Origin of the sequence: Kibdelosporangium aridum, from assembly GCF_900176515.1 — a bacterium.
GTDB classification, from domain to species: domain Bacteria; phylum Actinomycetota; class Actinomycetes; order Mycobacteriales; family Pseudonocardiaceae; genus Kibdelosporangium; species Kibdelosporangium aridum.
Genome location: NZ_FWXV01000017.1, coordinates 56,507 through 78,776, shown reverse-complemented (window position 1 = coordinate 78,776; position 22,270 = coordinate 56,507). Strand labels below are relative to the sequence as shown.

The window sequence follows — 22,270 nt, the reverse complement described above, 5'->3', positions numbered from 1 at the left end:
ACCTGTAAGGAGGGCCGATGGCCCCGTACGTCCTGCCGGACCTGGACTACGACTACGGCGACCTCGAGCCGGCGATCATCGGCGAGATCAACGAGCTGCACCACGGCAAGCACCACGCCGCGTACGTCAAGGGCGCCAACGACACGCTGGAGAAGATCGACGAAGCCCGCGACAAGGGCGAGTTCGGCTCGATCGTCGGCCTGGAGACCACGCTGGCGTTCAACCTCGCCGGCCACTCGCTGCACCAGGTGTGGTGGAAGAACCTCAGCCCGAACGGCGGCGACAAGCCGACGGGTGAGCTGGCCGCGGCGATCGACGAGTTCTTCGGCTCGTTCGACAAGCTGCGTGCCCAGCTCAACGCGGCCGCCACGACGATCCAGGGCTCGGGCTGGGGCATCCTGTCCTGGGACCCGATCGGCCAGCGGCTGCTGACCCAGCAGCTGAAGGACCACCACGCGAACCTCTCGATCGCCACCACGCCGCTGCTGGCGTTCGACGTGTGGGAGCACGCGTACTACCTGCAGTACCGCAACGTGAAGGCGGACTACATCAACGCGCTGTGGAATGTCGTCAACTGGGAGGACGTCAACCAGCGCTTCGTCGACGCCCGCAACGGGCTGAACGGCCTGCGCGTGCCGCAGGCGTGATCGTTTTCAAGCCTGGCAGCGGATGCTCCGACAAGCGAAGCTGCCTACTCGAAGAAGCCCTCGGCCAGCACGGCCGAGGGCTTCTTCACGTGTTCCAGCCACACCCGGTGCCACTTTCGGGGCACTCGGTGCATGTCGATGTTGCGGAGCTAGTGAGGGTAGGCTAACCTCATACCTGTCCGCTTCGTGGTGGGAGCGGCAGTCAGTTCGGGAACAGTGAGAGCCCCGGCCCGCCGGCCGGGGCTCTCATCTATTCAGAGGCCCTGTGTCAGGTCGGCGCGCCAGTACTTCTGGACCATGCTCTGGTATTCCTCTTCCGGCTCGTCCGCGAACAGGTTCCACGGCCTGCTCATCAGCCGGTCCCGCATGCCGAACAGGTGCATGAACGCCCGGTCCCCATCGCCCGCCAGGCCGCATGCCGCCGCGAAGTAGTTGTGCGCCTCGAACGCGCGCGGGTGCGGCTTTTCGGCCTGCATCCAGCGGTTGGAGGCGGCTTGGATGTTCTGGTAGCTCTTCTTGAACACGCCTTCGGCCATCGCGCGCAGGTTCGGCTTTCGCACTTCCCGCTCCGCGCGGGCTTTGGCCTGGATGAACACCTCGAAGTACGCCACCACGATCATCGCGGTCACCGGGTCGCCGTGCGGGGCGTTGTTCACCGTGGTGATCGCGAACTGGGACATCTCCTCGTGCGAGCCGTACCACTTCTCGGCCAGCACCTGCAGGCGTGTCCAATGTGCTGGGTACAGCGTCGGCGCGCGTTTCACCGTCTCCGCCCAGAACGCGTCCTGTTCGGACCGATCCAGTCCGAGGCCCATGCCCATGGTGACCATCTGCGCCCATGGTGTGGCGTCCGCAGGCAGCATCTCCGCCGCCGCTTCCAGCGGGCCGCGGGCTTTTTCCAGCGTTGTGAGGAACATCTTGGCCCGGTCCTCGCCGACCGACGAGGCCCAGCCGCTGCCGCGGATCGCCCACGCTTCACCGATGTACGCGTCCCCGGCCAGCAGCATCAGTTCCGGGTCACGGTGCTGCGCGGCCAGTTCGGCGATCTCGTCGGCGCTGCCGACCAGCCGGTGCCCCAGCCTGCCCAGGCGCAGGCTCCGCGCCTCCGCGTTCTCCCTGCTGTCCACGAGCACGGTGACCGCCGCGTTGAGCTTGCCCTCCAGCAGTTCCGCTTCCGCCGCGTCGAGCAGGTCGTCGTCGTAGCAGTGGCCCCAGATCACCTCACGTCTGGGCAGTTGTGCCTTCTTCTTGCCGAACAGTCCCACGAACTTCCCCCTGCGCTGCCGATCGCCTTTCAGGCAGACTAGCCCGCCAGCGCAGGATCAGGCCCAGCACGACCGCGGCGATGATCGACACCGCACCACCGACGTAGAACGTCGACCGGCCGCCGAACTGGTCGGCCAACCAGCCGGTCAGCAGCCCGGCGATCGGGTTTCCGCCGAGGAACAGCAGCATGTACAGGCCCATCACCCGGCCACGCATCTCCTGCTCCACCGACAGCTGCACGGTCGTGATCGCGGTATTCATGAACGTCATGACGACCACGCCGACCGGCACAAGGGCGATCGCGAACGCCAGGTACGTCGGCATCAGCCCGGCGCCGATTTCGAGCACGCCGAACACGAGCGCCGAACCGAACACCATCCGCAGTTTCGGCTTGCCGCGCACACTGCGGCGGGCGGCGAGCAGCGCACCGCTGAGGGTGCCGACGGCGAGCATGGTCGACAGCAGGCCGTAGCCGTCGGCTTCCTTGTGGAAGACGTTCGCCGCCATGATCGCCAGCGTGGTGAAGAACGTGATCCCGAAGGTGCTCACGCAGAACACCAGGCTCAGCACGGCCACCAGGTCGGCTCGGCCGCGCACGTAGCGCAAGGCTTCCCGCAGCTGGCCCTTCGCGCGGGCCACCGCAGGCCCGCGGTGCAGTTCCGACGGCCGCATCAGCAGCAACCCGGTGATCACCGCGATCGTGGTGACCGCGTTGATCAGGAACACCATGCCGGTACCGACCCAGATGATCAACAGACCGGCCACCGCCGGGCCGACCACGCGGGCCAGGTTGAACGACGAGGAGTTGAGCGCGAGCGCGTTGGTGACCAGGCCGATGCCGACCATCTCGCTGGTGAACGACTGCCGCACCGGGGTTTCCACCGCGGTGAAGCACCCGAACACGAAGCAGATCACGTAGACCTGCCAGAGCTGCACCCATCCGGAGACGTCCAGCACGCCGAGGATCACCGCACAGCCCGCCATCGCGGCCTGCAGCCCGATCAGCAGCTTGCGCTTGTCCAGGCGGTCGGCCAGGACGCCGCCGTAGAGCGAGAGGAAGAGCGTCGGCGCGAACTGCAGCGCCGCCGCGATACCGAGCGCGACCGGGTTGTTTCCGGTCAGGGTGAAGACCAGCCAGTCCTGGGCGATCCGGTTCATCCAGGTGCCGACGTTGTTGACGACCTGGCCGGAGAAGAAAAGCCGGTAGTTGCGGATGCGTAAGGACGAGAAGGTGCCTTGCTTTGGCTGCTCCGGCGGTGGGGGTAGGTCTGAGTCGAAGTTGCTTGGCTTCTTCTCTCGGGTCCCACCCGCGCCGGTCAGCACCTCTTTATTGCCCCGCCATCCTGTCGATGATCTCGGCCGCGCGGGACAGCAGCTCCCGCTCGGATTCGTCCAATTCGGACAGTCGTGCGTCCAGCCACGCCTCGCGCGCGGCCACGTCGGCCTCGATGTAACCGAGCCCCCGCTCGGTCAGCTCGACGATCACTTGCCTGCCGTCGTTGGGATGGGCTCGTTTGCTGATGTAGCCCAAGTCCTCGAGGGCGGCGATCACCCTCGTCATCGAGGGCGGCTGTACGCCTTCGCGCGCGGCCAGTTCACCCGGCGTCATCGGGCCGCACTTGTGCAGGCTCGACAGCGCTGAGATCTGGCTCAACGTGACTGACGCGTTTGTCCGTTGCGCCCGGAGCCGACGGTTGAGACGCATCACCGACAGCCGGAGTCGGCTGGTCAGCGAGTGCTCGTCGGCGGAACCAGACACATACTTAGCATACCTTATGAATTAGCCGGCCGGGACGATGTGACGGAGCGTCACCCGATCGCGCCCTGGATCGGGCCGACCGCGAAATACGCGACGAACGCGACCGCGACCACCCAGAGCAGCGGGTGAACGCTCTTGGCGCGACCGGAAATGACCTTCAGGACCACGTAGCTGATGAAGCCTGCGCCGATGCCGTTGGCGATCGAGTACGTGAACGGCATGACCACAATGGTCAGGAACGCGGGCAGCGCGATCGAGAAGTCGGTGAAGTCGATCTCCTTGATCTGCGCCATCATCAGCACGCCGACGATCACCAAAGCCGGGGCCGCCGCCTCGACCGGCACGACTTGGTACAGCGGTGTGAGGAACATCGCGGCGATGAACAGCAGGCCGGTGACCACGTTGGCCAGGCCGGTCCGCGCGCCTTCGGCGATACCGGACGCCGATTCGATGTAGACGGTGTTCGAGCTGCTGGACGCGGCACCACCGGCGACCGCCCCGAGCGAGTCCACGAACAGCGCCTTGCCGACGCCGGGCAGCTGCCCGTCCTTGCCGATCACACCGGCTTCCTTGCCCAGACCGGTCATCGTGCCGACCGAGTCGAAGAAGTCGGTGAGGATCAACGTGAACAGCAGCAGGACCACCGTGAGCGCGGGCACCCGGCTCCACGCGCCGAACGAGAACTCACCGAGCAACGACAAGTCCGGCAGACCAACCGCTTGCTCAGGCATCGCCGGGTAGCCCAGGTTCCAGCCCTTCGGGTTCACGCCCTGTGAAGGCCCGGCCTTGACGATCGCCTCCAGCACTATGGCAAGGACCGTGGAGAACAGGACGCCGATCAGGATCGCGCCTTTGACGCGTTTGGCCACCAGGATGCCGGTGACAAGCAGACCGACCACGAACACGAACGTCGGCCACGACGCGATCGACCCCGAGATCCCGAGGCCAACCGGGACCGTCGTGTTCGCCGCGTCCGGAATCCTGCGTACGAACCCGGCGTCGACCAGGCCGATCAGCGTGATGAACAGACCGATCCCGACGGCGATCGCGGCCTTGAGCGGCTGCGGCACGGCGTTGAACACGGCTGTCCGCACGCCGGTCAGCACGAGCACCATCACGACGATGCCGTTCAGCACAACCAGGCCCATGGCCTCGGCCCACGTCATCTGCGGCGCCAGCGTGACCGCGACGAAGCTGTTGATCCCCAGCCCGGTGGCCAGCGCGAACGGGTAGTTCGCGATCAGCCCGAACAGGATGGTCATCACACCGGCGACCAACGCGGTCACGGCGGCGACCTGGCTGACCGGCAGGATGTCGCCGAGGACATCGCGGTGCGCGGACGGTCCCTCTGCCGCGAAACTGCCGATGATCAGCGGGTTCAGTACGACGATGTACGCCATTGTCACGAACGTGACCAGCCCGCCCCGGATCTCCCGTCCGGTGGTCGAGCCACGCTCGCTGATCTTGAAGAAGCGGTCGAGAGCGCCGCGGCGGCTGGTGGTGTCGGCCATGCGGGTAGCCTGCATCACGTGGCGTCCACAGAGGAACCCGAATCGCCAGGCGAAACCGGAAAGTCACTTCCGCCACCCCCGCCGCCCCCGGCGCGGCTGGTGGATCTGTTCCGGATCGTCGTCGTCGGCGAGATTGTCTGGTTCGGTGTCCTGGTCGTCGCCCTCTTCACCGGCCCCAGCATCCTGGCGTGGACGGCCTTCACCGGCGTGGTACTCGGCGGCATCGGCATGGCCATCATGACCTGGCAGCGCTCCGCCGCCCGCAAAGGATCGAAGACGGCCCAGCAGGGGATATAGCCCGGGGATGGGCGCCGTGTCCACCATTCCGGCACCCCGTGTCCACCATTGCGGCACCATGAAATTCCCCTTGCGGCATCGAGCCGCGTGACTTGTGGTGCCGGTACGCGCATCTCAAGGTGCTGGAATGTGCGTTTCGGTGTGTCGGAAAGGTGGACACGCGGGTTATGTGCGGGGGGTGTAGGCCGAGGCCTGCAGGGTGAACAGGCCCGCGTAGGTCCCGCCCAGGGCCATGAGCTCGTGGTGCGTGCCCTGCTCGACGAGTTTGCCCTGGTCGAGGACGACGATCTGGTCTGCGTGCTGGACGTTCGCCAGCCGGTGGGTGATCAGGATCGTGGTCCGGCCGCCGCCGAGCCTGCGCAGCGACTCGAATACGGCGTGCTCCGCTTTGGCGTCCATCGCGGCGGTGGGTTCGTCCACCACAAGGATCGGTGCGTCCCGGTAGATCCCCCTGGCCACGCTGATCCGCTGCCACTGGCCGCCGGACAGGTCCCGGCCCGAGCTGAACAGCCGGGACAGCAGGGTCTGGTAGCCGTTCGGCAGTTCGGCGATCACGTCTTCCGCGCCGGACTCCCTGGCCGCTTCGGCCACCGACATCCCGTCCCGCCGGTCGATCCGGCCCATCCGGATGTTGTCGTGCGCGGTCATCGGCCACCTGGCGGGGTCCTGCAGGACCAACGCGATCTGTTGGTACACCGACTCCTCGTCGAACTCCGCCAGGTCGACGCCGTCCCAGCAGACGCGGCCGCCCGTCGGCTGGTACAGGCCGGTGATCAGTTTGGCGAGGGTGCTCTTGCCTGAACCGTTCTCCCCCACCAGCGCCACGACCTGGCCCTTGGTGATGGTCAGGGACACGTCGCGAAGCGCCGGTGCGTCCTGGCCCGGATAGCTGAAACTGGCTTCCTCCAGTGTGATCACGGCCGGAGCCGGTGCCTGGGCCGCGACCGGCGACCGGGTGCGGGCCCGGGAAATTTCCAGCAACCGCGTGTACAGCTTCACGTAAAGCGTGTCCTCGTAGAGGGTCTTGACGCCCATCATCGTGGTCATCAACGCGGACGTCGCCACTCGCATGGCCACCACCGCAGCGCCCGCGAGCGGCAACGCCAGCCAACCCGCGTGCAGCAGTACGCCGAGCACGGCGTAACCAGCGCCAGTGCCGACACCCGCGATGATCCGTCCGATCAGCCGGACCCTGGTCTGCTTGAGCTCGACCCGGACCGCTTCGTCGGTGAGCATCGTGCTGATCCGCCGGTATTCCTCCAGCAGCGCGAGGCGGGCCGTGGCCGCGCGCATCTCGGCCGCGGTTTCCCGAGCGGTGAGCAGCTCGCTCGCGATGCTGAGCCGCCGGGACCGGGAAAGCATTGCCAGATAGGAAACGTAGGCCAGTTTGGCGGCACGCGCGTACGCCCACATGTTCGGGATGACGGCGATGAGCACGACCGGTGCGAGCAAAGGATGCAACACACCCGCCGAGACCACCGACGCGATGAGGTACACCAGCGAACCCCCGATGCCGGAGATCGCCTTGATACTCGACTCGATGCTGCGTACGCCCGCTGTCATGCACTGCCGCAGCAAGTCCGCGTAGTCGCTGTCCTCGAAGGCGATCAGTTCGACCTGCGAGACCGCAGCGTGCACGGTTTCCTGTGCGGTCTGCTCAACGTGTGGCCGCAGCAACGCCAATGCCGCTGTGCTCGCCGAATCAAGCAACGCCCGCAGTGAAAACGACGCCACGACAAGGGCAACCGACGGCAGAGAAGCCACAACCTGCGTCGGAGTGGGGCCTTGTGCCAGCAGAGTCGTCAGTACGTCCGCGGTGGCGATGAGGCCGAACGCCGTGGCACAACCGGCGGCCACCGACAGGATGGCCGACAGCAGTGTGAGCCGCTTCGACGCCTGCCACGCAAGGCGGAGCACGATGCTCACCCCGGAAGGCAGGGCGCGCAAGGTGTGCCAGAGGCCCGCGTTGGCCACCTGCTGGTCGATCTCTGTCCACTTGGGAAGCTCGACCTCGTCGACGCCGACCAACGGCGCACTCATGCCGTACCTCGCCGCAGAGGTGCGCGGCGCAGTTCGACCTGGCGGCTGCGGAACTCGTCCGCCGTCGCGCGCCGGTCGGCCACTGCGAGCCGGTAGTTGCCGAGTCGTTCGTCTTCGGTCAGCCCAAGCCCGACCAGCAGATCGTCCACTGTGTACATCCCGAGCAGCGTCCGGTCGATGTCGTTGAGGCGCAGCAGGTCGAGTACCGCCGAGCTGTCGGCCGCGAAGAGCGACTCGGCGGCCTCGAGTGCCGTTGGCCCACCGTAACGTTCGAGCTCCCGGTCGTATGTGTCAAGGGCCACACGTGTGCAGTAGCCCCGCTCCACCAATTCCGCCGACCACCGGAGCACCCGTGGCGCCAGCTCGCCGGTCAGCCACCGCGGGTCGCCGGTCCACCGGATCCGCAGATGCGGGCCGGGGTCGACGTACCGCATGAAGAACCAGTTGCCATCGCAGAAGTCCTTGACCGGGCCGGTGAGGAGATCGTTCTCGAACGTCGGCAGGTGGTACAGCTTGGCGAACAGCCAGTCGCTGCCAGGTGGCCGCATCCGCCTGCCTGACGGGATTTGCCGCGCGGGTTCCGGCTCAGGCCCGATTTCTTCACGAATGAGCGGAACCACGAATTCGCTGACGTAACGCCCCTCGCTGCCGGGCAGCCACGCCTGATCCGGCGCGGGCAATGCCTCCTGCAGCACCATCAACCCCTTGTCCGGCAACTGCTTCAGCTGATCGGGGTCGGCCAGGTCCAGCAGCAACCGGTTGTCGGCGGTGGAGAGGTAGACGTGTCGTGGCACTTGCCAGCGTTCCCGCCATTGCTGGGTGAATTCCTCGGCGCGCAGCAGCCACCTTGCCGGCGTCAGAATGATCCGGCCGGCCTGAACCCGTGGCAGGAACGGGAAGTTGGCGGCCGGTCCCCAGTCGAACGAGCTGGGCATGGCGTAGCCGTCCCTGCTGACGTCGTCGAGGAACTGGATCACCGGTGATCCGGAACGCGGGTTGAGCATGTGCCCGGAACACGGCACGACCTCGTGCCCGGTGACCGACCAGCGCAGGACGAACCGGTTGTCCCGGACGCCGACCAGCAGATCCGCGGCCCGGATGATCCGCTCGCCACCAGGCGTCGTATTGAGGACCAGCTCGTGATCACGAACCAGCGCCCTGGTCGCGACGTTGCCCAACCGGCCCTTGCGAGGCAGGTAGTTCACCTCGGCCCACACCCGCCCGGGTCGCACGACGGCCTCGGCGTCGGCCACGGATCGCAATGCGGTTCGCGCCTGTTCACCGAGCAGGTCACCGAACCGGCCGAGTACCCGGCCCGCCGCGGAGGCGCCGAAGTTCGGGCCGACCATCATCTGGAAATCGCCCGCGTCGACCGCTTCCGGTGACAACGCGAGCACGAACACCGAGAGATCAAGGGAGGGCAGCGCCCGGTCGCTGGGCTGCTGCCGTTCGACCGCACGCCACAAGTCGCCTGCGCCGACGGCGAGCGCCCTGCGCACCCGGTGATCAAGTGGTGCTGGCCGAGACAGCGCTCGACGGGCAGCAGTGGCGCCCGCACCATCAGCCAGTCCAGCGGCCGGTACCCGGTCATCAGCAGTTTCTGGACGTCGTCGTGGTACACGTCGAACCGCAAGTGCCACAGTGCGATTCGGTCTCGCATGACTCGAAGTCCGACGTCTTGCCCGCCATGGGCGAGGTCTGCGGCACGATCGGCTCGCCGAACCTGATGTCGAGGTCGAAATCGTCGATCACCGAAGCGGTCATGTTTCTCCTTACCGTTCAAGACAACTAGGGCCTAGTTGCCGGTGGGACACCTAGAGGCAGCTGAAGCTGCGATCGCAGCAGGGGCCGCCGCACGTCACCGCGTGCGAATCGGGGCACTGTTCTGTGGTCGGCGGTGTGCCGCGCATGATTCCGAGTTCGATCGGTTCGCCGAGTCGCACGTCCAGGTCGAACTCATCCCGTATGGGCATTGCTTCTCCTTTCAGGACAACAACAACATCCGGTCCCACGCCGGGTCCTGCTCAGTTGTCGCGGCGAGCAGCGCGAGCGCCACTCCTGCCGCGCCGTCGAGGAATTCCGGCCGGTCTTCGATGCAAGTGCCGTCGTCGCCCAGGAATTCGTAGCCATAGCGGCGTGCTGGGTCGTACATCGTCACGAGTTACCGTGTGAGCGCGTCGGCGTCAGCCTTGAACTGTCCGGTGGCGCGGACGAATCGCAGCGTGATCATCAGCAGCCCGGCGATTCCGTGGCACAGGCCCGGCGAGTGGTCGATGTACCGTTCCTCGGACGGCCGCCGGAACACGGCCGCTCCGCCAACGCGCGCCCATCGGCCGAAGCACGGTCGACGACCCAACGATCGACCTCGGCAAGCACCTGCTGATAGCGCTTGCCATCACGCGACAGGCGCCACGCCGCCAGCCCCAACGTGCCGATGCCGTTGTACAGCCGAGGACTGCGGTTGCCGGTCTGCTCGATCACCCGGACGGCACTGGCGAGCTTGTCCTTCGCCGCGAGTGCCCAGCCACGGCCAGGCTGGATCCGGTCCAGCTCGTCGAACAGCATCGCGATGCCGCAATTCGCGTCAACGTCATCCGCGGCGTCCCGCAGCCGGGTCGCCACTTCGACGGCGACCGACAGTGGATCACTCGGCAACCCCAGCCCCCTCTCGACATGGAGAGAGTGCCGCGAAACCGTGCCCGCCGACCCCGGAGCTGTTCCCGGGTCAGCCGGGAACCTTTCCCGGGCTACGCCAGGACAGTGCGGGGATCGGGGTCTTCGAGGATGGCGTGGATGACGTGCCGGTCGATCCAGTGGTCCGAGGCCCACGCCAGCGCGCGGGCCAGGCCGTCCGGCGTGTCCTCGCAGTGCACGCGGTTCTGCCGGTCGACCCACCAGTGCACGCGCTGGCCGTTGGCGGTCAGCTGGTCGTGGACGATCACGCCTTCGAGCGGCAGCTCGAAGCCCAGCAGCTCAGCGGCGACGACCACGGCACCCAACTCGGCCCATGGGACGAGCTCACCGCCGGTGACATCACCAGCGGACTCCGAGGCCAACGGCAAGTCCAGAAGCTCTGCCAGAGGCTCGGCGGCATCGTCGTCGAGGGCGGCGACAACGCGGTTCGGCGGTAGCACGGCCAGCAGCCAAGGGGCGTCAAGGACAACGCAGTCCTCCGCATCGACGGCCTCGCCGGACAGGACCCGCACACGTTCCGGGGCGTCGAGCAAGGAGACATCGACGGATCCGGCCAAAGCCGCGTGGGCACGCAAGGAAACGCCGTGCGAAACGGACCTGGCCGGGTCGCCGAGGCGTTCCAGCAGGTCCTCGGCGTCCGAGGCGTCCTTGATCTCCAGGTGGGTACGGACTCCGGCCGCCGCGGCGAGCTCATCACCCAACTCGATGGGCAGCGGGTCGTACAGGCCGACGAGGTCGTGCGCTGATGCTGTCCGCCAGAAACGGGGTGCACGGCCGTCAAGCAGGGCGTAGCGCGAGATCCACCAGGCCGTGTAGCCACCGGGTTCCCGCAACGCTTGCCATGTCGCGGGTTCGAGGGCGAGCAGGCGCAGCGCGTCGGGCCACTTGTCGTCGGCGACCAGGTCGAGGTCACGGACGGCCACGACTCGTTTCGGCTCCTCGGTGCCGAACGACCACCATTCGTCCTCGTCCGCGAGGTCGTGTTCCGGGCCGATCGGTTCCTCGTCCACGATCACCGCGAAGCCGGTCAGAACTCCCACGGCCGACAGCACGTCCGCGGACCAGCGCTCGGCGAACTCGGGATCAAGCAGGCCCAACGGCGAGTCCGGATCGAGGACCTCAAGGAACCGCGAACCAGGCAGCGCCAGTTCGTCCGCGGCCCGCCAGTCACCGTCGGAATCGGGAAGCGCCAACGACTTCAGCCACGGACGTCCACCGGCCTGGCCGACCAGGCCCAGCACCGCATGCGCCAGTCCGGACACGATCAGGCCCGCTGACGCGTCGGCGACACTCCGCTCGACGGCCTCCTGCAAAGCGTCCAGCAGCTCGGCAGCACCCGCGTGCCGGGCGCCGAGGCGTTCCAGCAAAGGATGCGCGGCTGCCGGGTGGACCAGGCGCAGCCCCGGAACATCCAAGTCGGACAAGAACTCCGGCTCGTCGGCGAGCAATGTGCCGCGCGGGCCGGGCAGTGTGCGGCCGTCCACCAGCGGCACGGGAAGACCGCTGAGGTTGTCCCGGATCGCGCTGTCGTTCTCCGCGAACGGCGCGATGGCCGCGTAGACCTGCCGCCACCACGACGGTTCCTGGTCGATACCGGTCAGGGCCGCGACGATCTCGGGGATCCGCAGCCGCGAGATCTCCAGCGCCGCCAACGCGTGTGCGTGCTCAGGAGCCGCGAGCTGCGCTGCCGCGAGATTCGGCACGACGTCAGAGAGCAGATCAGCCAAGGCGTCCGAAGGGATCTCAAGCACCCGGGCGGACGCGGGCTTCAACGACTCGGTGACCCCCGGCAGCCAAGCCTGCGTGCGCAACTCGGCGATCAGCAGGTCACGCAGCTGAGCGTCCACATCGGACCGAGGGAAGCCGGGAACCGGCACAAGAGCCGTGCGGTGCATGGCCGGGACGCCGAAGACCAATGAGGGATACAGCTTCGCCGCTTCCGCCAGCACCTCCTGCACGGCGGGCGAGGACATCACGTGCCGGCGGGATGCCTCGATCGGCAGGCTGGCGAGCAGCCGCGCGGGCAAGGAAAGCCGCTCGTCGGTGGGTGTCGGGGCGTGCAGCACGTCCTCGGTCAACGGTTGCGGCACACCGGATTCCGTCACCGGGACGGCCCAGCAGACCATCCACTCGGTGCTGGTCTCCATGCCGAGCCCGGCCGTGTCGGACAACTTCCCCGTAGCCCGACGCAGCATCCAGCGCGTAGTGCCCTCGGGGCCGGTCAGTACGACCGTGTCGCCAGAGTCGGTGCTGGTCCAGACAGATCCGCCGACCTCGATCGACGCCAAGCCGGGTAACGCCAGCAGCAGGTCCGGAGCCTGCTCACGGAAGTTCTCCAGCAGCGCGGCATGGTCGACGTCCGGCCGCAGGGGAAGTCGTACCTCGGTGTCGAAGCCTTCCGGTACGACGGAATCAGTCGGCCAGACCATCCGGAGCACCGGGACCTGGCCGGACCGGGCGGCCACGTGGTCCTGGATCTCGGGGATCTCACGGGTCCGCCGCGCGGAGAACCGGACCGCCCCGGTGGTCGACACCACTTCGGGCTCGTCGGTCACTGACAGCACGGCGGAGAAGCCGACGCCGAACTGGCCGACGGTGCCGAGGATGTCCCGTTTCGCCGACGCACGCAGCGAAGCCAGTGCCGCGACGCCCTCCGCGTCGAGGGGCGCACCCGTGTTGGCCGCTCGCAGCTCATTGTCCACAATGGACAACCGGAGTCGTCCGCCGAAACCGGCCGCGTCGGCCGCGTTCTGGGCGAGCTCGACCAGCAGACGGTCGCGATACGCACCTAACCGCAGGTCTTCCTCGGCGTTCGCGTCCTCACGGAACCGCGTTGGCGAGGCACTCCAGGCTGCCAGCACTGCCTCGCGTAAGCGCTGGGTACCGAACGGATCCGTGTTCATGCTCGATCCTGCCAGCAGATCTTCGGTCACTCCGCCGGTGCCCGCTCGACGTCAAGCAGTGAGTCGTCGTAGATCAAATCGGCCACGAGCACCGGCGAGCCCTGGTCGATCCGCAGCTCCGAGTGGGCGCCGCAGCCGTACTGGACGTGCACCACGTGCCCGTCCGCCGGGGAGATCTCGTTGCCGCAGACGCCGAACGCGGCCCGCAAGGACCCGGCGACCTGCAGGTAGAAGCCACACGTGCCGCAGTGCTCCGGCGCGCTGCGCGCCATGTCGGAGCGAGGCCCGAACTCGCTGTCCTGCCAGCGCGACGCCGCGTCCAACCGGGCCGGGCGGGACATCACACGCACGCGGCCGAGGCCGATCTCGCGTGCGACCTCTTCGACCGCCTCGTCGTCGGACTGCACGTACGCGGGCACGAGCCGCGGGTCATCCGGGGAGGTCGGCAGCAGATCACCGACACCGAGGTCACCGGCCTGCACGCGCTGCTGCCACGGCACCCATGCGGGCGCCACGAGCGCGTCGGGGCCGGGCACGAGCACGACCTCACTGACGGTCACCTTGGTCCCGGGGCCGGAGTTGGCCACCGTCACGGCCCAGTGCCAACCGCGATAGCCGGCTTTGTCAGCCTCGAAGAGGTGCGTGACCGCGGCCTCGTCTTCCGGCTGCACGCCGACGTGCGCGCCGACCTCGTCACCGGCTTCTTCACGGGCGGCGGCGCGCGCTTGCTCCACCACGCCTGCGAGGGCGAGTTCTGGTACGGGCGTCGTGCTCATCACGAAGATTGTGCACCACGTGTGTCACCCTTCCGGCGTGAAGGTGCTTCTTGTTGTTGCGGCCTGCGTATTAGCGGCTTCATGTGGCACTGAGAGCGGCACTGGGACCGCACCGGCTGGCCAGGCGCAACCAGCGAGAATGCGGGCCGAGGTGCTCGCGGTGCTGCCGCACGACCCGAAGGCGTTCACGCAGGGCCTCGAACTGGACGGCGACCGGCTTTACGAAGGCACTGGGCTGGAAGGCGAGTCCAGCGTGCGCGAGGTCGACCCGCAGACCGCACGGGTGGAGAAGAAGGTCGATCTCCCGTCGCCGATGTTCGGCGAGGGCGTGACCGTTTCCGGGTCCACAATCTGGCAGCTGACCTGGAAGGACGGCGTCGCGATCCAGCGCGACAAGGAGACGCTCGCCGAGGTCAAGCGCGTGCCGTACACCGGCGAGGGCTGGGGGCTGTGCCGAGACGGGCAGCGGCTGGTGATGAGCGACGGCACGGACAAACTGACCTTCCGCGACCCGGACACCTTCGACCCGATCGGTGAGGTGCGGGTGCGGTCGGGCAACGACCCGGTCACCCAGCTCAACGAGCTGGAGTGCACCGCGAACGGGGTTTACGCGAACGTGTGGCAGACCGACACGGTCGTGCGAATCGACCCGGCGTCCGGGGCCGTCACCGCCTCCATTGACCTCGCTGGACTGCTGAGCCCGGCGGAACGCGCGGGTGCGGATGTGCTCAACGGGATCGCCGCTGTCCCTGGAACGGACGAGTTCCTGGTCACGGGCAAGTTGTGGCCGAAGATGTTCCGGGTGAAATTCGTCACGGCCTCGTAGCTATCTCCCTGTGTGGGCCGAACGGCTTTACGGCAGGATGGAAGGGTGCTTCGTTCCGGCTCTGACGACCAAGGCGGGGATCGGCCTGCCAAGGGCCGGTCCAAAGGCCGTAAGTGGACCGCGCGCCAACCCAAGCAGTTCGGCAGCCAGCCACAACCACAGCCACCACCGCCCGCGCGGCGGCAGCCGCCGCCTCCGCCCCCTCCTCCGCTTCCTGAGGAGCACCGCCAGACCACCCCGATCCGTCGTGAGCAGCCGCTGCCTCCACCGTCGGGGCGATATGGTCCGGACGGCTATCCGGCGCCCAGGACCGGCCACACGGGCCCGTACGACTACTACGACGAGGGGCCTCCTCAGCCGCCCCGGCAGCAGCAGCCGCCCCCGCAGCCTGAGGCGCAGCACGGTTCGGAAGCCGCGACCTTGCCGCGTGGTGGCCTTCCGCAGGCGCCGAAGAAGCTGACCGTCACGCGTGTGGCGGCGTTGCGCAGCAAGCAGCTGACTCAGCAAGCGGTTGGCGCGTTCAAGCGAGCTGCGAACGCTGACGGCGCCGACAAGTCCGGCCTCACGTCGCTGACGTACGCGACGATGCTGAACTACGCCAGCGACGCGGCAATGGCCGTCGCGTTGGCGAACACACTCTTCTTCGCGGCCGCGAGCGCGGACAGCAGCAAAGGCAAGATCGCGCTGTACCTGCTGATCACCGTGGCTCCGTTCGCGTTGGTCGCGCCCGTGATCGGTCCGGCACTGGACAAGATCCAGCGCGGCCGCAGGCTGGCGATGTGCGTAGCCTCCGCGGGCCAGGCGCTGATGTGCATCGTGATGGCGACCAACTTCGACTCGTGGCTGCTGTATCCGGCCGCGCTCGGCAAGATGGTGCTGTCCAAATCGTTCACGGTGCTCAAGGCGGCGGTCACGCCGAGAGTCCTGCCGCCCGAGATCACGCTGTCCAAAACCAACGCCCGGCTGACGGTTTTCGGCTTGGCGGCCGGGATGGTGTTCGGCGGTATCGCCGCTGGGCTGACGCAGATGTTCGACTCAGAGGGCGCGTTGTGGTTCACCGCCTTGATCTGTGTCGTCGGCGCCGTGCAGGGCATGCGGATCCCGGCGTGGGTCGAGGTCACCGAAGGCGAAGTCCCGGCGACGCTGTCGGCCACGCCGACAAGACCGAAACGTCAGCCGATGGGCCAGCACGTGGTGATCTCGTTGTGGGCCAACGGAACCGTCAAAGTGCTGACCGGCTTCCTGATGATGTTCTCGGCGTTCGCGATCCGCGCGGAGACCGAAGGCCAAGCCTTCCAGCAGCTGTTGTTGCTCGGCATCATCGCGGCCGCGGCCGGTATCGGCAGCTTCGGCGGCAACGCCATCGGCTCCCGGTTGCTGGTCACCCGGCCTGATCAGATGGTGCTCGGCTGCGTGATCGCGTGTGTCACAGCCACTGTGGTCGCCACGATCCTGCCGGGCATCGGCACGATGGCGATCGTCAGCCTGATCGCGGCGACGGCCGCCGCGCTGGCGAAGAACAGCCTGGACGCGGTGATCCAGCACGACCTGCCGGAAGAGTCACGGGCGTCCGCGTTCGGCCGGTCGGAAACCGTGCTGCAGCTTGGCTGGGTGTTCGGTGGCGCGCTTGGTGTGTTGCTGCCGACCACGTTCTGGGTCGGGTTCCTGGTGATCTCGCTGATCCTGGGGCTCGGGATGGTACAGACGATCCTGGCGACCAAGGGGAATTCCCTGCTCAACGTGGTCCGGCGGGCCACCCCGGCGCGCCGGGCGGGTACCGAGCCCACGTAGTCTCACGCCGTGCGCCGATTTGGAATCGCCTCGCTGGTGGCGGGCGGACTGCTGCTCGCGGGCTGCGCCGCGCCACACGACCCCGAGGTCACGTTCTTCGCTGACGGGGAAACGGTCAACATCGGGCCGTCTCCGGCGTGCGACGCGACGCTTGAGGAGTGCAGGCCGACGGGAGCGTTGGCCGTGCCAGGCGGGCAGCCGCTGAGCATCTCCGTGCCCAAGCAGATCGCGGACGCGCCGTGGCTGGTCGTGTTCCGGTACCGCGCCGCGGACGGCAGCGTGCAGAAGGCGCGCTCATCCCTTTTCCGCGCAGGCGAGACGTACGCGTACACGCTGCGCACCCCGACCGCGGGCGATCAGCTGATGCACGTCGAAGTCCAGCGCATCGGCGAAATGGGCTCCGACGAGAACAGGCAGCTCTACTTCGGCATCGACGCGAGCTGGGCGCTGACCGTCTCCTCATGAGTCCGTACGCCCCCAAAGTGGCTTTGGGGGCAGCACGAACACGTGTGTCTACGGATCGAGCTCCCGCGCGACGGCGCGGACGACTTCGGCGATTCGCTTGGTGGCCTTGCGATCCGGGTAGCGACCACGCCGCAGGTCCGGCTGCACCTTGGCTTCCAGCAGCTTGATCATGTCCTCGACGAGGCCGTGCAACTCCTCGGCCGGGCGGCGGCGCGCCTCGGCGACCGAGGGCATCGGATCGATCAGCCGCACCGAAAGCGCCTGCGGGCCACGGCGGCCGTCCGCCACCCCGAACTCAATGCGTTGTCCCGCCTTGAGTCCCGTCACGCCAGGCGGCAGCGCGGATGCACGGACGTACACGTCCTCCCCGCCCTCCTGCGTGACGAACCCGAAGCCCTTCTCCGAGTCGTACCATTTGACCCGTCCGGTCGGCACAGCTCTCACCGTTCCCTCGTCGACTCCACATGCCGCACGGTTCCACCCTCCACGCCGCACGACTAACGCGCCCCAGGCACGCCCAGGACGCGTCGTTCTAGCCTATGCCAAACCCGGGTTCTGGCGTAGCGCATAGTCTGCAGCCGTGCCCAGATTCAAGCTTCTGCCAGCCGCGGTGGCGATGTTCGCCGTCGGGCTGCTCGCGATCATCGCGGTTTTCGTGCTGTACGCCACCGGGCAGACCAACCTCTCGGTGTGGCTGTACGTCGCGGCGATGCTCCTGCCGATCGGTCTGGGGCTGGGAATTCTCAGCGTGGTGCGGCGTCGTTGAACCAGGCTGGGAACTCGACGAGGCTGGACAGCACGACATCGGCTCCGGCCTCGGTGAGCATGGCCGCGTCGCACGGTCCCGTGGTGACGCCGACGGCGACTGCGCCCGCCGCGGCCGCGCCTTTCATGTCACCGATGTGATCTCCCACGTACACGCCTGCGCCGTGCAGTTTCAGCGCGTCGGCCTTGCCCGCCGACCACAGGTCGCCGATCAGGTGATCAACCTCCCAGCCGAGGGCCTCGACGTGCAGTTCGGCGTTGCGTTGGTACTTCGCGGTGACGATCAGCGTCTGCCCGCCCGCTGCCCTGACCGCCTTGAGCGCGGCCGCGGCACCCGGCATCGGCACCGTCGTCGGGATGACGATCTCCGGGTAGGTCGCCCGGAACCGGGCGACCGAGGTGTCGATCCGGTCCTCGGGGATGCCGATGGACAGGAACATGTCGCGCAGCGGCGGGCCCATGTTGGCGGCGATGTACTCGCCGTCCAGCGAGAGCCCGGTCTCCTCGGCCAACGCGGCGATCGCTTTGACGATGCCTTGGCGCGGGTCGATCAGGGTCATGTCCAGGTCGAAGCCGACGGTCACGGTCACCCCATCACCCTAGGTGACTTTACGAATCCCTCAATCGAGTACAAGTGGTTGACACAATCGGATGTCGTGTCAACACTCGGGCGATGACCGATATCACACCGTTCTCCGAACGCGTGCGGATGTCGTTGCGCGAAACGCTGCTGGACGCGGCGGCTGACCTGCTGGCCGAGCACGGTTTCGCGGGTCTGCGGATGGTCGACGTGGCCACGAGCGCCGGGGTCAGCAGGCAGACCGTCTACAACGAGTTCGGCAGCAAGGCCGCATTGGTGAACGCGGTCGCGTTACGGACAGTCTCGGAATTCCTCGACGGCGGTGAGGAACGCTGGCGAGCGACCAGCGATCTGGCCACGGGCTTGCACGCCGTGGTCGAGTACACCGTCCGGCACGGCAGGGAAAACCGGCTTGTCGCCTCCGTTCTCGGTGGCGCGCAGTCGGAGGATCTGTTGCCGTTGTTGACCACCCGGGCCGAGCCGGTTTTCCGGCCAGCCATCGAACAGACCGTCGGCAATCTGACCGAGCGGGTCCCGGCGCTGCCACCGGAAGCCGCCGCGGTGATCGCCGAGACCATCGTGCGGCTTTCGGTCAGCCACATGATGTTGCCCGGCGGCACGCCTTGCGAGGCCGCCGACGCGGTGTGCGCGGTGATCCTGCCCGCGATCGAAGCCCATTCTTGAGCAGAGTCAGTTGGCAAAGGAGCCAGTCATGACCGATACGACAGCCGAGCTTCGCACCGGGTTCGCGTCCTTGCGCAAGGGCGGGCTCAACTGGGACTCGTTCCCGCTCAGGCTTTTCGTCAAGGGCAACGCGAAGTTCTGGAACCCCGCCGACATCGACTTCAGCGCCGACCGGGCCGACTGGGAGTCGCTCAACGACGAGGAACGGCGGTCGGCGACGTACCTGTGCGCGCAGTTCATCGCGGGCGAAGAGGCGGTGACCGAGGACATCCAGCCGTTCATGAAGGCGATGGCCGCGGAGGGCCGGATCTCCGACGAGATGTACCTCACCCAGTTCTGCTTCGAGGAAGCCAAACACACCGAGGTGTTCCGGCGGTGGATGGACGCGGTCGGGCTGACCGATGACCTGCACCCGTTCGTCGCGGAAAACCCTTACTACCGCAAGCTTTTCTACGAGGAGCTGCCCGGCTCGCTCGCCGTGCTCGAGACCGATCCCAGTCCGCTCAACCAGATCCGCGCCTCGGTGACGTACAACCACGTGATCGAGGGCACGCTCGCCCTCACCGGCTACTACGCGTGGCAGAAGATCTGCAAGGGCCGCGGCATCCTGCCGGGCATGCAGGAGCTGGTCCGGCGGATCGGTGACGACGAGCGCAGGCACATGGCGTGGGGCACGTTCACCTGCCGCAGGCACGTCGCCGCGGACGACTCGCTGTTCGACGCCGTCATCCAGCGGATGGGCGAGCTGCTGCCGATCGCGCTGAACATGATCGAGTGGGTCGGCAACCAGTTCGAAGAACCCCGGCCTTTTGAATCGGATCCAAAAGAATATGTCGAATACGCTGGTGACCGCGCCCAGCGCCGCCTCGGTGCCATCTCGTCGGCCCGTGGCACGCCGGTCGCGCAGATCGACCTGGACTACTCACCCGAGGTGCTGGAGGACCAGTTCGGCGAGGAGGACGCGAAGGTCTTCGCGCGAATAGGTGGCTGAGACGTCGATCGCCGCGGCCTCCTATTGCAAGTCATTTGCAGTAGCCTTGCACCCGGTTCGTCGTGGGAGGTCCGTTGTCGCTAGCCAGTGCCATCAAACCCCGGATCGTCCGATTCAGATCCGGTGCCGCGTTACTCGGCCCCGCCTTCGTCGCCGCCATCGCCTATGTGGACCCCGGCAACGTCGCCACCAACACAGCGGCCGGGGCCCAGTTCGGCTACCTGCTGGTCTGGGTTGTCGTGGCCGCCAACGTGATGGCCGGTCTCGTGCAGTTCCTGTCGGCCAAACTCGGCCTGGTCACCGGGCTGTCGCTGCCCGAGGCGGTCCGCGACCGGCTGTCCACACCGACCCGGCTCGGCTACTGGGCGCAGGCCGAGGTCGTGGCCATGGCGACCGATCTCGCCGAGGTGCTCGGCGGCGCGATCGCGTTGAACCTCTTGTTCGACTTGCCGCTGCTGGTCGGTGGGCTGATCACCGGTGTGGTGTCCACCGGTCTGCTGCTGGTGCAGGACCGGGCGGGCCAGCGGCCCTTCGAACGGGTGATCACCGGACTTCTGCTGATCATCGCGATCGGCTTCGCGGCCGGGCTTGTCGTGTCGCCGCCGTCCGGTTCCGGTGTCGTCGGCGGGTTGCTGCCGCAGTTCGCCGGGTCGGAGAGCGTGCTGCTCGCGGCCGGAATGCTTGGTGCGACAGTGATGCCGCACGCGGTGTACCTGCACTCGGCGCTGGCGCGCGACCGGCACGGGCTGCAGACCGGGCCTGAGCTCGGCCGTCTGCTCAACGCGACCCGTTACGACGTCGGCCTGGCAATGGTTTTCGCGGGTGCCGTGAACCTGGCGATGCTGTTGCTCGCGGCGAGCGCATTGTCCGGAATCGACGGCGTGGACACGCTTTCCGGTGTGCACGCAGCCATCGGGCAACACCTCGGGTTCGGTGTCGCGCTGCTGTTCGCCATCGGGCTTCTGGCGTCCGGCCTGGCGTCGACCTCAGTCGGGTGTTACGCCGGTGCGGTCGTGATGGGCGGGTTGCTGCGGCGCCGGATCCCGTTGCTGCTCCGGCGGTTGCTCACGCTGGTGCCCGCGGTCGTGTTGCTGGCGTTCAACGTCGATCCGTCGTGGGCGCTGGTGATCTCGCAGGTGGTGCTGTCGTTCGGAATCCCGTTCGCGCTGATCCCGTTGGTACGGCTGACTTCTTCGCGCACGTTGATGGGCGACAACGTCAACCACAAGGTCACCACCGGGCTGGCGTGGGTGATCGCCGCGCTGGTGATCGCGCTGAACCTGGCGTTGATCTGGCTGACCGTCACGGGTAGCTGACGCCGAGCTGGTCGAGTGCCTCGTCGAGAGTCCGCATGACCGCGAGGGTTTCCTCGAGCGGCATGTCCGGGCTCTCGGTGCGGCCTGCCTGGACGAGCTTGGTCACCTCGGCGATCTGGTACTGGTAGCCGTGTCCGTCGATCTGCATCGAGTGCGTCTCGTCCGGCTGGCCCGGCCGGATCACGGTGAACTCGGTCGGCCGGTAGAACGGTGGCGGGATTTCGATCCGGCCGGCCGTGCCGACCACGGTCGCGGTCATCGGGTAGTGCCCGACCAGCGACGACGACAACTGCGCGAACGAGCCGTTGGCGTAGCGCAGCAAAAGCGCGGCTTCGGCGTCCACACCGTCGATCAAAGTTCCATGCGTGGCAATACTTCTCGGCTCGCCGAGGAGCATGTGCGTGAACGACACCGGATAGACGCCCAGATCAAGCAGGGATCCGCCACCCGCGGCCGGATCCCAGAGCCGGTGCGCGGGATCGTGCGCGAAGAGCGTGCCGAGATCCGCGTGAACACTCCGGACCGCGCCGATCACGCCGTCCGCGACCATTTCCCTGACCAGCTTGATCAACGGGTTGAACCGGGTCCACATCGCCTCCATCAGGAAGACGTCCTGTTTGCGGGCCAGGTCGGCGAGTCGTTCGGCGTCCTTGAGGCTGACCGTGATGGGTTTCTCGCACAGCACGGCTTTGCCTGCCAGCAAGGCGTTGCGGGCCACGATGTAGTGGCTGCTGTGCGGGGTCGCGACGTAGACGACCTCGACATCCGGGTCGGCGACCAGGTCGTGGTAATCACCGTAGAACCTCGGGATGCCGTGCCTGGTGGCGAACTGCTCCGCTTTCGGCGTACTGCGCGAGGAAACCGCGAGGACTTCGGCGTCCGGCACCAAGGCCATGTCCGAGGTCACCAGATCGGCGATCCGGCCGGTGGCCACCACTCCCCATTTGGTCACTCATTCA

Annotated in this window: 24 protein-coding genes; 9 read left to right on the top strand and 15 right to left on the bottom strand. The window is 67.3% G+C overall.

The genetic code is table 11. The features are described from left to right. Window positions 1-17: 17 nt before the first annotated feature. A complete protein-coding gene (locus B9C43_RS51135; RefSeq protein ID WP_033390337.1) occupies window positions 18-647 on the top strand; it encodes a superoxide dismutase in 630 nt (209 codons plus the stop codon). 254 nt (window positions 648-901) lie between these two features. Here B9C43_RS51135 and B9C43_RS51130 read toward each other — a convergent pair whose 3' ends face one another. From B9C43_RS51130 to B9C43_RS51115, 4 genes are read right to left on the bottom strand one after another with little or no spacing between them, the layout of a single operon-like run. After that, window positions 902-1,912 (bottom strand): hypothetical protein, encoded by a 1,011-nt coding sequence (locus B9C43_RS51130; protein WP_084434497.1) that lies wholly within the window; start codon window positions 1,910-1,912, stop codon window positions 902-904. Further along, the gene (locus B9C43_RS51125; RefSeq protein ID WP_084434535.1) at window positions 1,869-3,233 is read right to left on the bottom strand and encodes an MFS transporter; all 1,365 of its coding nucleotides are present in this window, start codon (window positions 3,231-3,233) and stop codon (window positions 1,869-1,871) included. The genes B9C43_RS51130 and B9C43_RS51125 overlap by 44 nt, the downstream gene beginning before the upstream one ends. A 7-nt stretch (window positions 3,234-3,240) precedes the next feature. Beyond that, window positions 3,241-3,672 (bottom strand): MarR family winged helix-turn-helix transcriptional regulator, encoded by a 432-nt coding sequence (locus B9C43_RS51120; RefSeq protein WP_033390339.1) that lies wholly within the window; start codon window positions 3,670-3,672, stop codon window positions 3,241-3,243. 50 nt (window positions 3,673-3,722) lie between these two features. Next, entirely contained in the window at window positions 3,723-5,183 is a 1,461-nt protein-coding gene (locus B9C43_RS51115; RefSeq protein WP_084434534.1) for an NCS2 family permease, read from the bottom strand. A gap of 18 nt (window positions 5,184-5,201) precedes the next feature. On the opposite strand from B9C43_RS51115, the gene B9C43_RS51110 reads away from it, so the two are divergent. After that, the gene (locus B9C43_RS51110) at window positions 5,202-5,480 is read left to right on the top strand and encodes a DUF2530 domain-containing protein (RefSeq protein ID WP_084434496.1); all 279 of its coding nucleotides are present in this window, start codon (window positions 5,202-5,204) and stop codon (window positions 5,478-5,480) included. 165 nt (window positions 5,481-5,645) lie between these two features. Here B9C43_RS51110 and B9C43_RS51105 read toward each other — a convergent pair whose 3' ends face one another. The 8 genes from B9C43_RS51105 to B9C43_RS51085 form a co-directional block, all read right to left on the bottom strand. Further along, window positions 5,646-7,520 (bottom strand): ABC transporter ATP-binding protein, encoded by a 1,875-nt coding sequence (locus B9C43_RS51105; RefSeq protein ID WP_084434495.1) that lies wholly within the window; start codon window positions 7,518-7,520, stop codon window positions 5,646-5,648. Next, complete coding sequence (locus tag B9C43_RS51100; RefSeq protein WP_143447193.1) at window positions 7,517-9,019, bottom strand: lantibiotic dehydratase; 1,503 nt, start codon at window positions 9,017-9,019, stop codon at window positions 7,517-7,519. The genes B9C43_RS51105 and B9C43_RS51100 overlap by 4 nt, the downstream gene beginning before the upstream one ends. A 91-nt stretch (window positions 9,020-9,110) precedes the next feature. Further along, window positions 9,111-9,284: a hypothetical protein gene (locus B9C43_RS57245; protein ID WP_160097331.1), complete on the bottom strand. Its 174-nt coding sequence runs from the start codon at window positions 9,282-9,284 to the stop codon at window positions 9,111-9,113. A 50-nt stretch (window positions 9,285-9,334) separates the two neighbouring features. After that, window positions 9,335-9,493, bottom strand: a complete 159-nt coding sequence (locus tag B9C43_RS57240; RefSeq protein ID WP_160097329.1) for a hypothetical protein — start codon at window positions 9,491-9,493, stop codon at window positions 9,335-9,337. Between the two features lie 11 nt (window positions 9,494-9,504). Continuing rightward, window positions 9,505-9,672 (bottom strand): hypothetical protein, encoded by a 168-nt coding sequence (locus B9C43_RS57235; RefSeq protein WP_160097327.1) that lies wholly within the window; start codon window positions 9,670-9,672, stop codon window positions 9,505-9,507. Between the two features lie 77 nt (window positions 9,673-9,749). Continuing rightward, complete coding sequence (locus tag B9C43_RS51095) at window positions 9,750-10,175, bottom strand: lanthionine synthetase LanC family protein (protein WP_084434493.1); 426 nt, start codon at window positions 10,173-10,175, stop codon at window positions 9,750-9,752. A gap of 92 nt (window positions 10,176-10,267) precedes the next feature. Beyond that, complete coding sequence (locus B9C43_RS51090; protein WP_084434533.1) at window positions 10,268-13,117, bottom strand: sacsin N-terminal ATP-binding-like domain-containing protein; 2,850 nt, start codon at window positions 13,115-13,117, stop codon at window positions 10,268-10,270. 26 nt (window positions 13,118-13,143) lie between these two features. Next, complete coding sequence (locus B9C43_RS51085; RefSeq protein ID WP_033390348.1) at window positions 13,144-13,893, bottom strand: DUF3027 domain-containing protein; 750 nt, start codon at window positions 13,891-13,893, stop codon at window positions 13,144-13,146. Window positions 13,894-13,936: 43 nt separating this feature from the next. Here B9C43_RS51085 and B9C43_RS51080 point away from each other — a divergent pair, with 43 nt between their 5' ends. The 3 genes from B9C43_RS51080 to B9C43_RS51070 are packed head-to-tail and all read left to right on the top strand — an operon-like array spanning window position 13,937 to window position 16,975. Continuing rightward, complete coding sequence (locus B9C43_RS51080) at window positions 13,937-14,719, top strand: glutaminyl-peptide cyclotransferase (RefSeq protein ID WP_143447199.1); 783 nt, start codon at window positions 13,937-13,939, stop codon at window positions 14,717-14,719. A gap of 45 nt (window positions 14,720-14,764) precedes the next feature. Then, window positions 14,765-16,510 (top strand): MFS transporter, encoded by a 1,746-nt coding sequence (locus B9C43_RS51075; RefSeq protein WP_200826083.1) that lies wholly within the window; start codon window positions 14,765-14,767, stop codon window positions 16,508-16,510. A gap of 9 nt (window positions 16,511-16,519) precedes the next feature. After that, the gene (locus tag B9C43_RS51070) at window positions 16,520-16,975 is read left to right on the top strand and encodes a DUF2771 family protein (protein ID WP_084434490.1); all 456 of its coding nucleotides are present in this window, start codon (window positions 16,520-16,522) and stop codon (window positions 16,973-16,975) included. A gap of 48 nt (window positions 16,976-17,023) precedes the next feature. Here B9C43_RS51070 and B9C43_RS51065 read toward each other — a convergent pair whose 3' ends face one another. Next, window positions 17,024-17,410: a cold-shock protein gene (locus B9C43_RS51065; RefSeq protein WP_033390349.1), complete on the bottom strand. Its 387-nt coding sequence runs from the start codon at window positions 17,408-17,410 to the stop codon at window positions 17,024-17,026. Between the two features lie 145 nt (window positions 17,411-17,555). Here B9C43_RS51065 and B9C43_RS51060 point away from each other — a divergent pair, with 145 nt between their 5' ends. After that, window positions 17,556-17,741 carry a hypothetical protein gene (locus B9C43_RS51060; protein WP_033390350.1) on the top strand — a complete coding sequence of 62 codons (186 nt, stop codon included), beginning with the start codon at window positions 17,556-17,558 and terminating at the stop codon, window positions 17,739-17,741. Here B9C43_RS51060 and B9C43_RS51055 read toward each other — a convergent pair. Continuing rightward, window positions 17,719-18,330, bottom strand: a complete 612-nt coding sequence (locus tag B9C43_RS51055; protein ID WP_235039322.1) for an HAD family hydrolase — start codon at window positions 18,328-18,330, stop codon at window positions 17,719-17,721. The genes B9C43_RS51060 and B9C43_RS51055 overlap by 23 nt on opposite strands. 83 nt (window positions 18,331-18,413) lie before the next feature. Between B9C43_RS51055 and B9C43_RS51050 the strand changes: the two genes are divergently transcribed. From B9C43_RS51050 to B9C43_RS51040, 3 genes are all read left to right on the top strand, one after another. Next, complete coding sequence (locus B9C43_RS51050) at window positions 18,414-19,004, top strand: TetR/AcrR family transcriptional regulator (RefSeq protein WP_143447192.1); 591 nt, start codon at window positions 18,414-18,416, stop codon at window positions 19,002-19,004. 28 nt (window positions 19,005-19,032) lie between these two features. After that, window positions 19,033-19,995 carry a R2-like ligand-binding oxidase gene (locus tag B9C43_RS51045; protein WP_033390352.1) on the top strand — a complete coding sequence of 321 codons (963 nt, stop codon included), beginning with the start codon at window positions 19,033-19,035 and terminating at the stop codon, window positions 19,993-19,995. Between the two features lie 74 nt (window positions 19,996-20,069). After that, on the top strand, window positions 20,070-21,311 hold the full coding sequence (locus tag B9C43_RS51040; RefSeq protein ID WP_084434530.1) for an Nramp family divalent metal transporter: 1,242 nt from the start codon (window positions 20,070-20,072) through the stop codon (window positions 21,309-21,311). Here B9C43_RS51040 and B9C43_RS51035 read toward each other — a convergent pair. Next, entirely contained in the window at window positions 21,298-22,263 is a 966-nt protein-coding gene (locus B9C43_RS51035) for a Gfo/Idh/MocA family protein (RefSeq protein WP_235039321.1), read from the bottom strand. The genes B9C43_RS51040 and B9C43_RS51035 overlap by 14 nt on opposite strands. Window positions 22,264-22,270 lie beyond the last annotated feature (7 nt).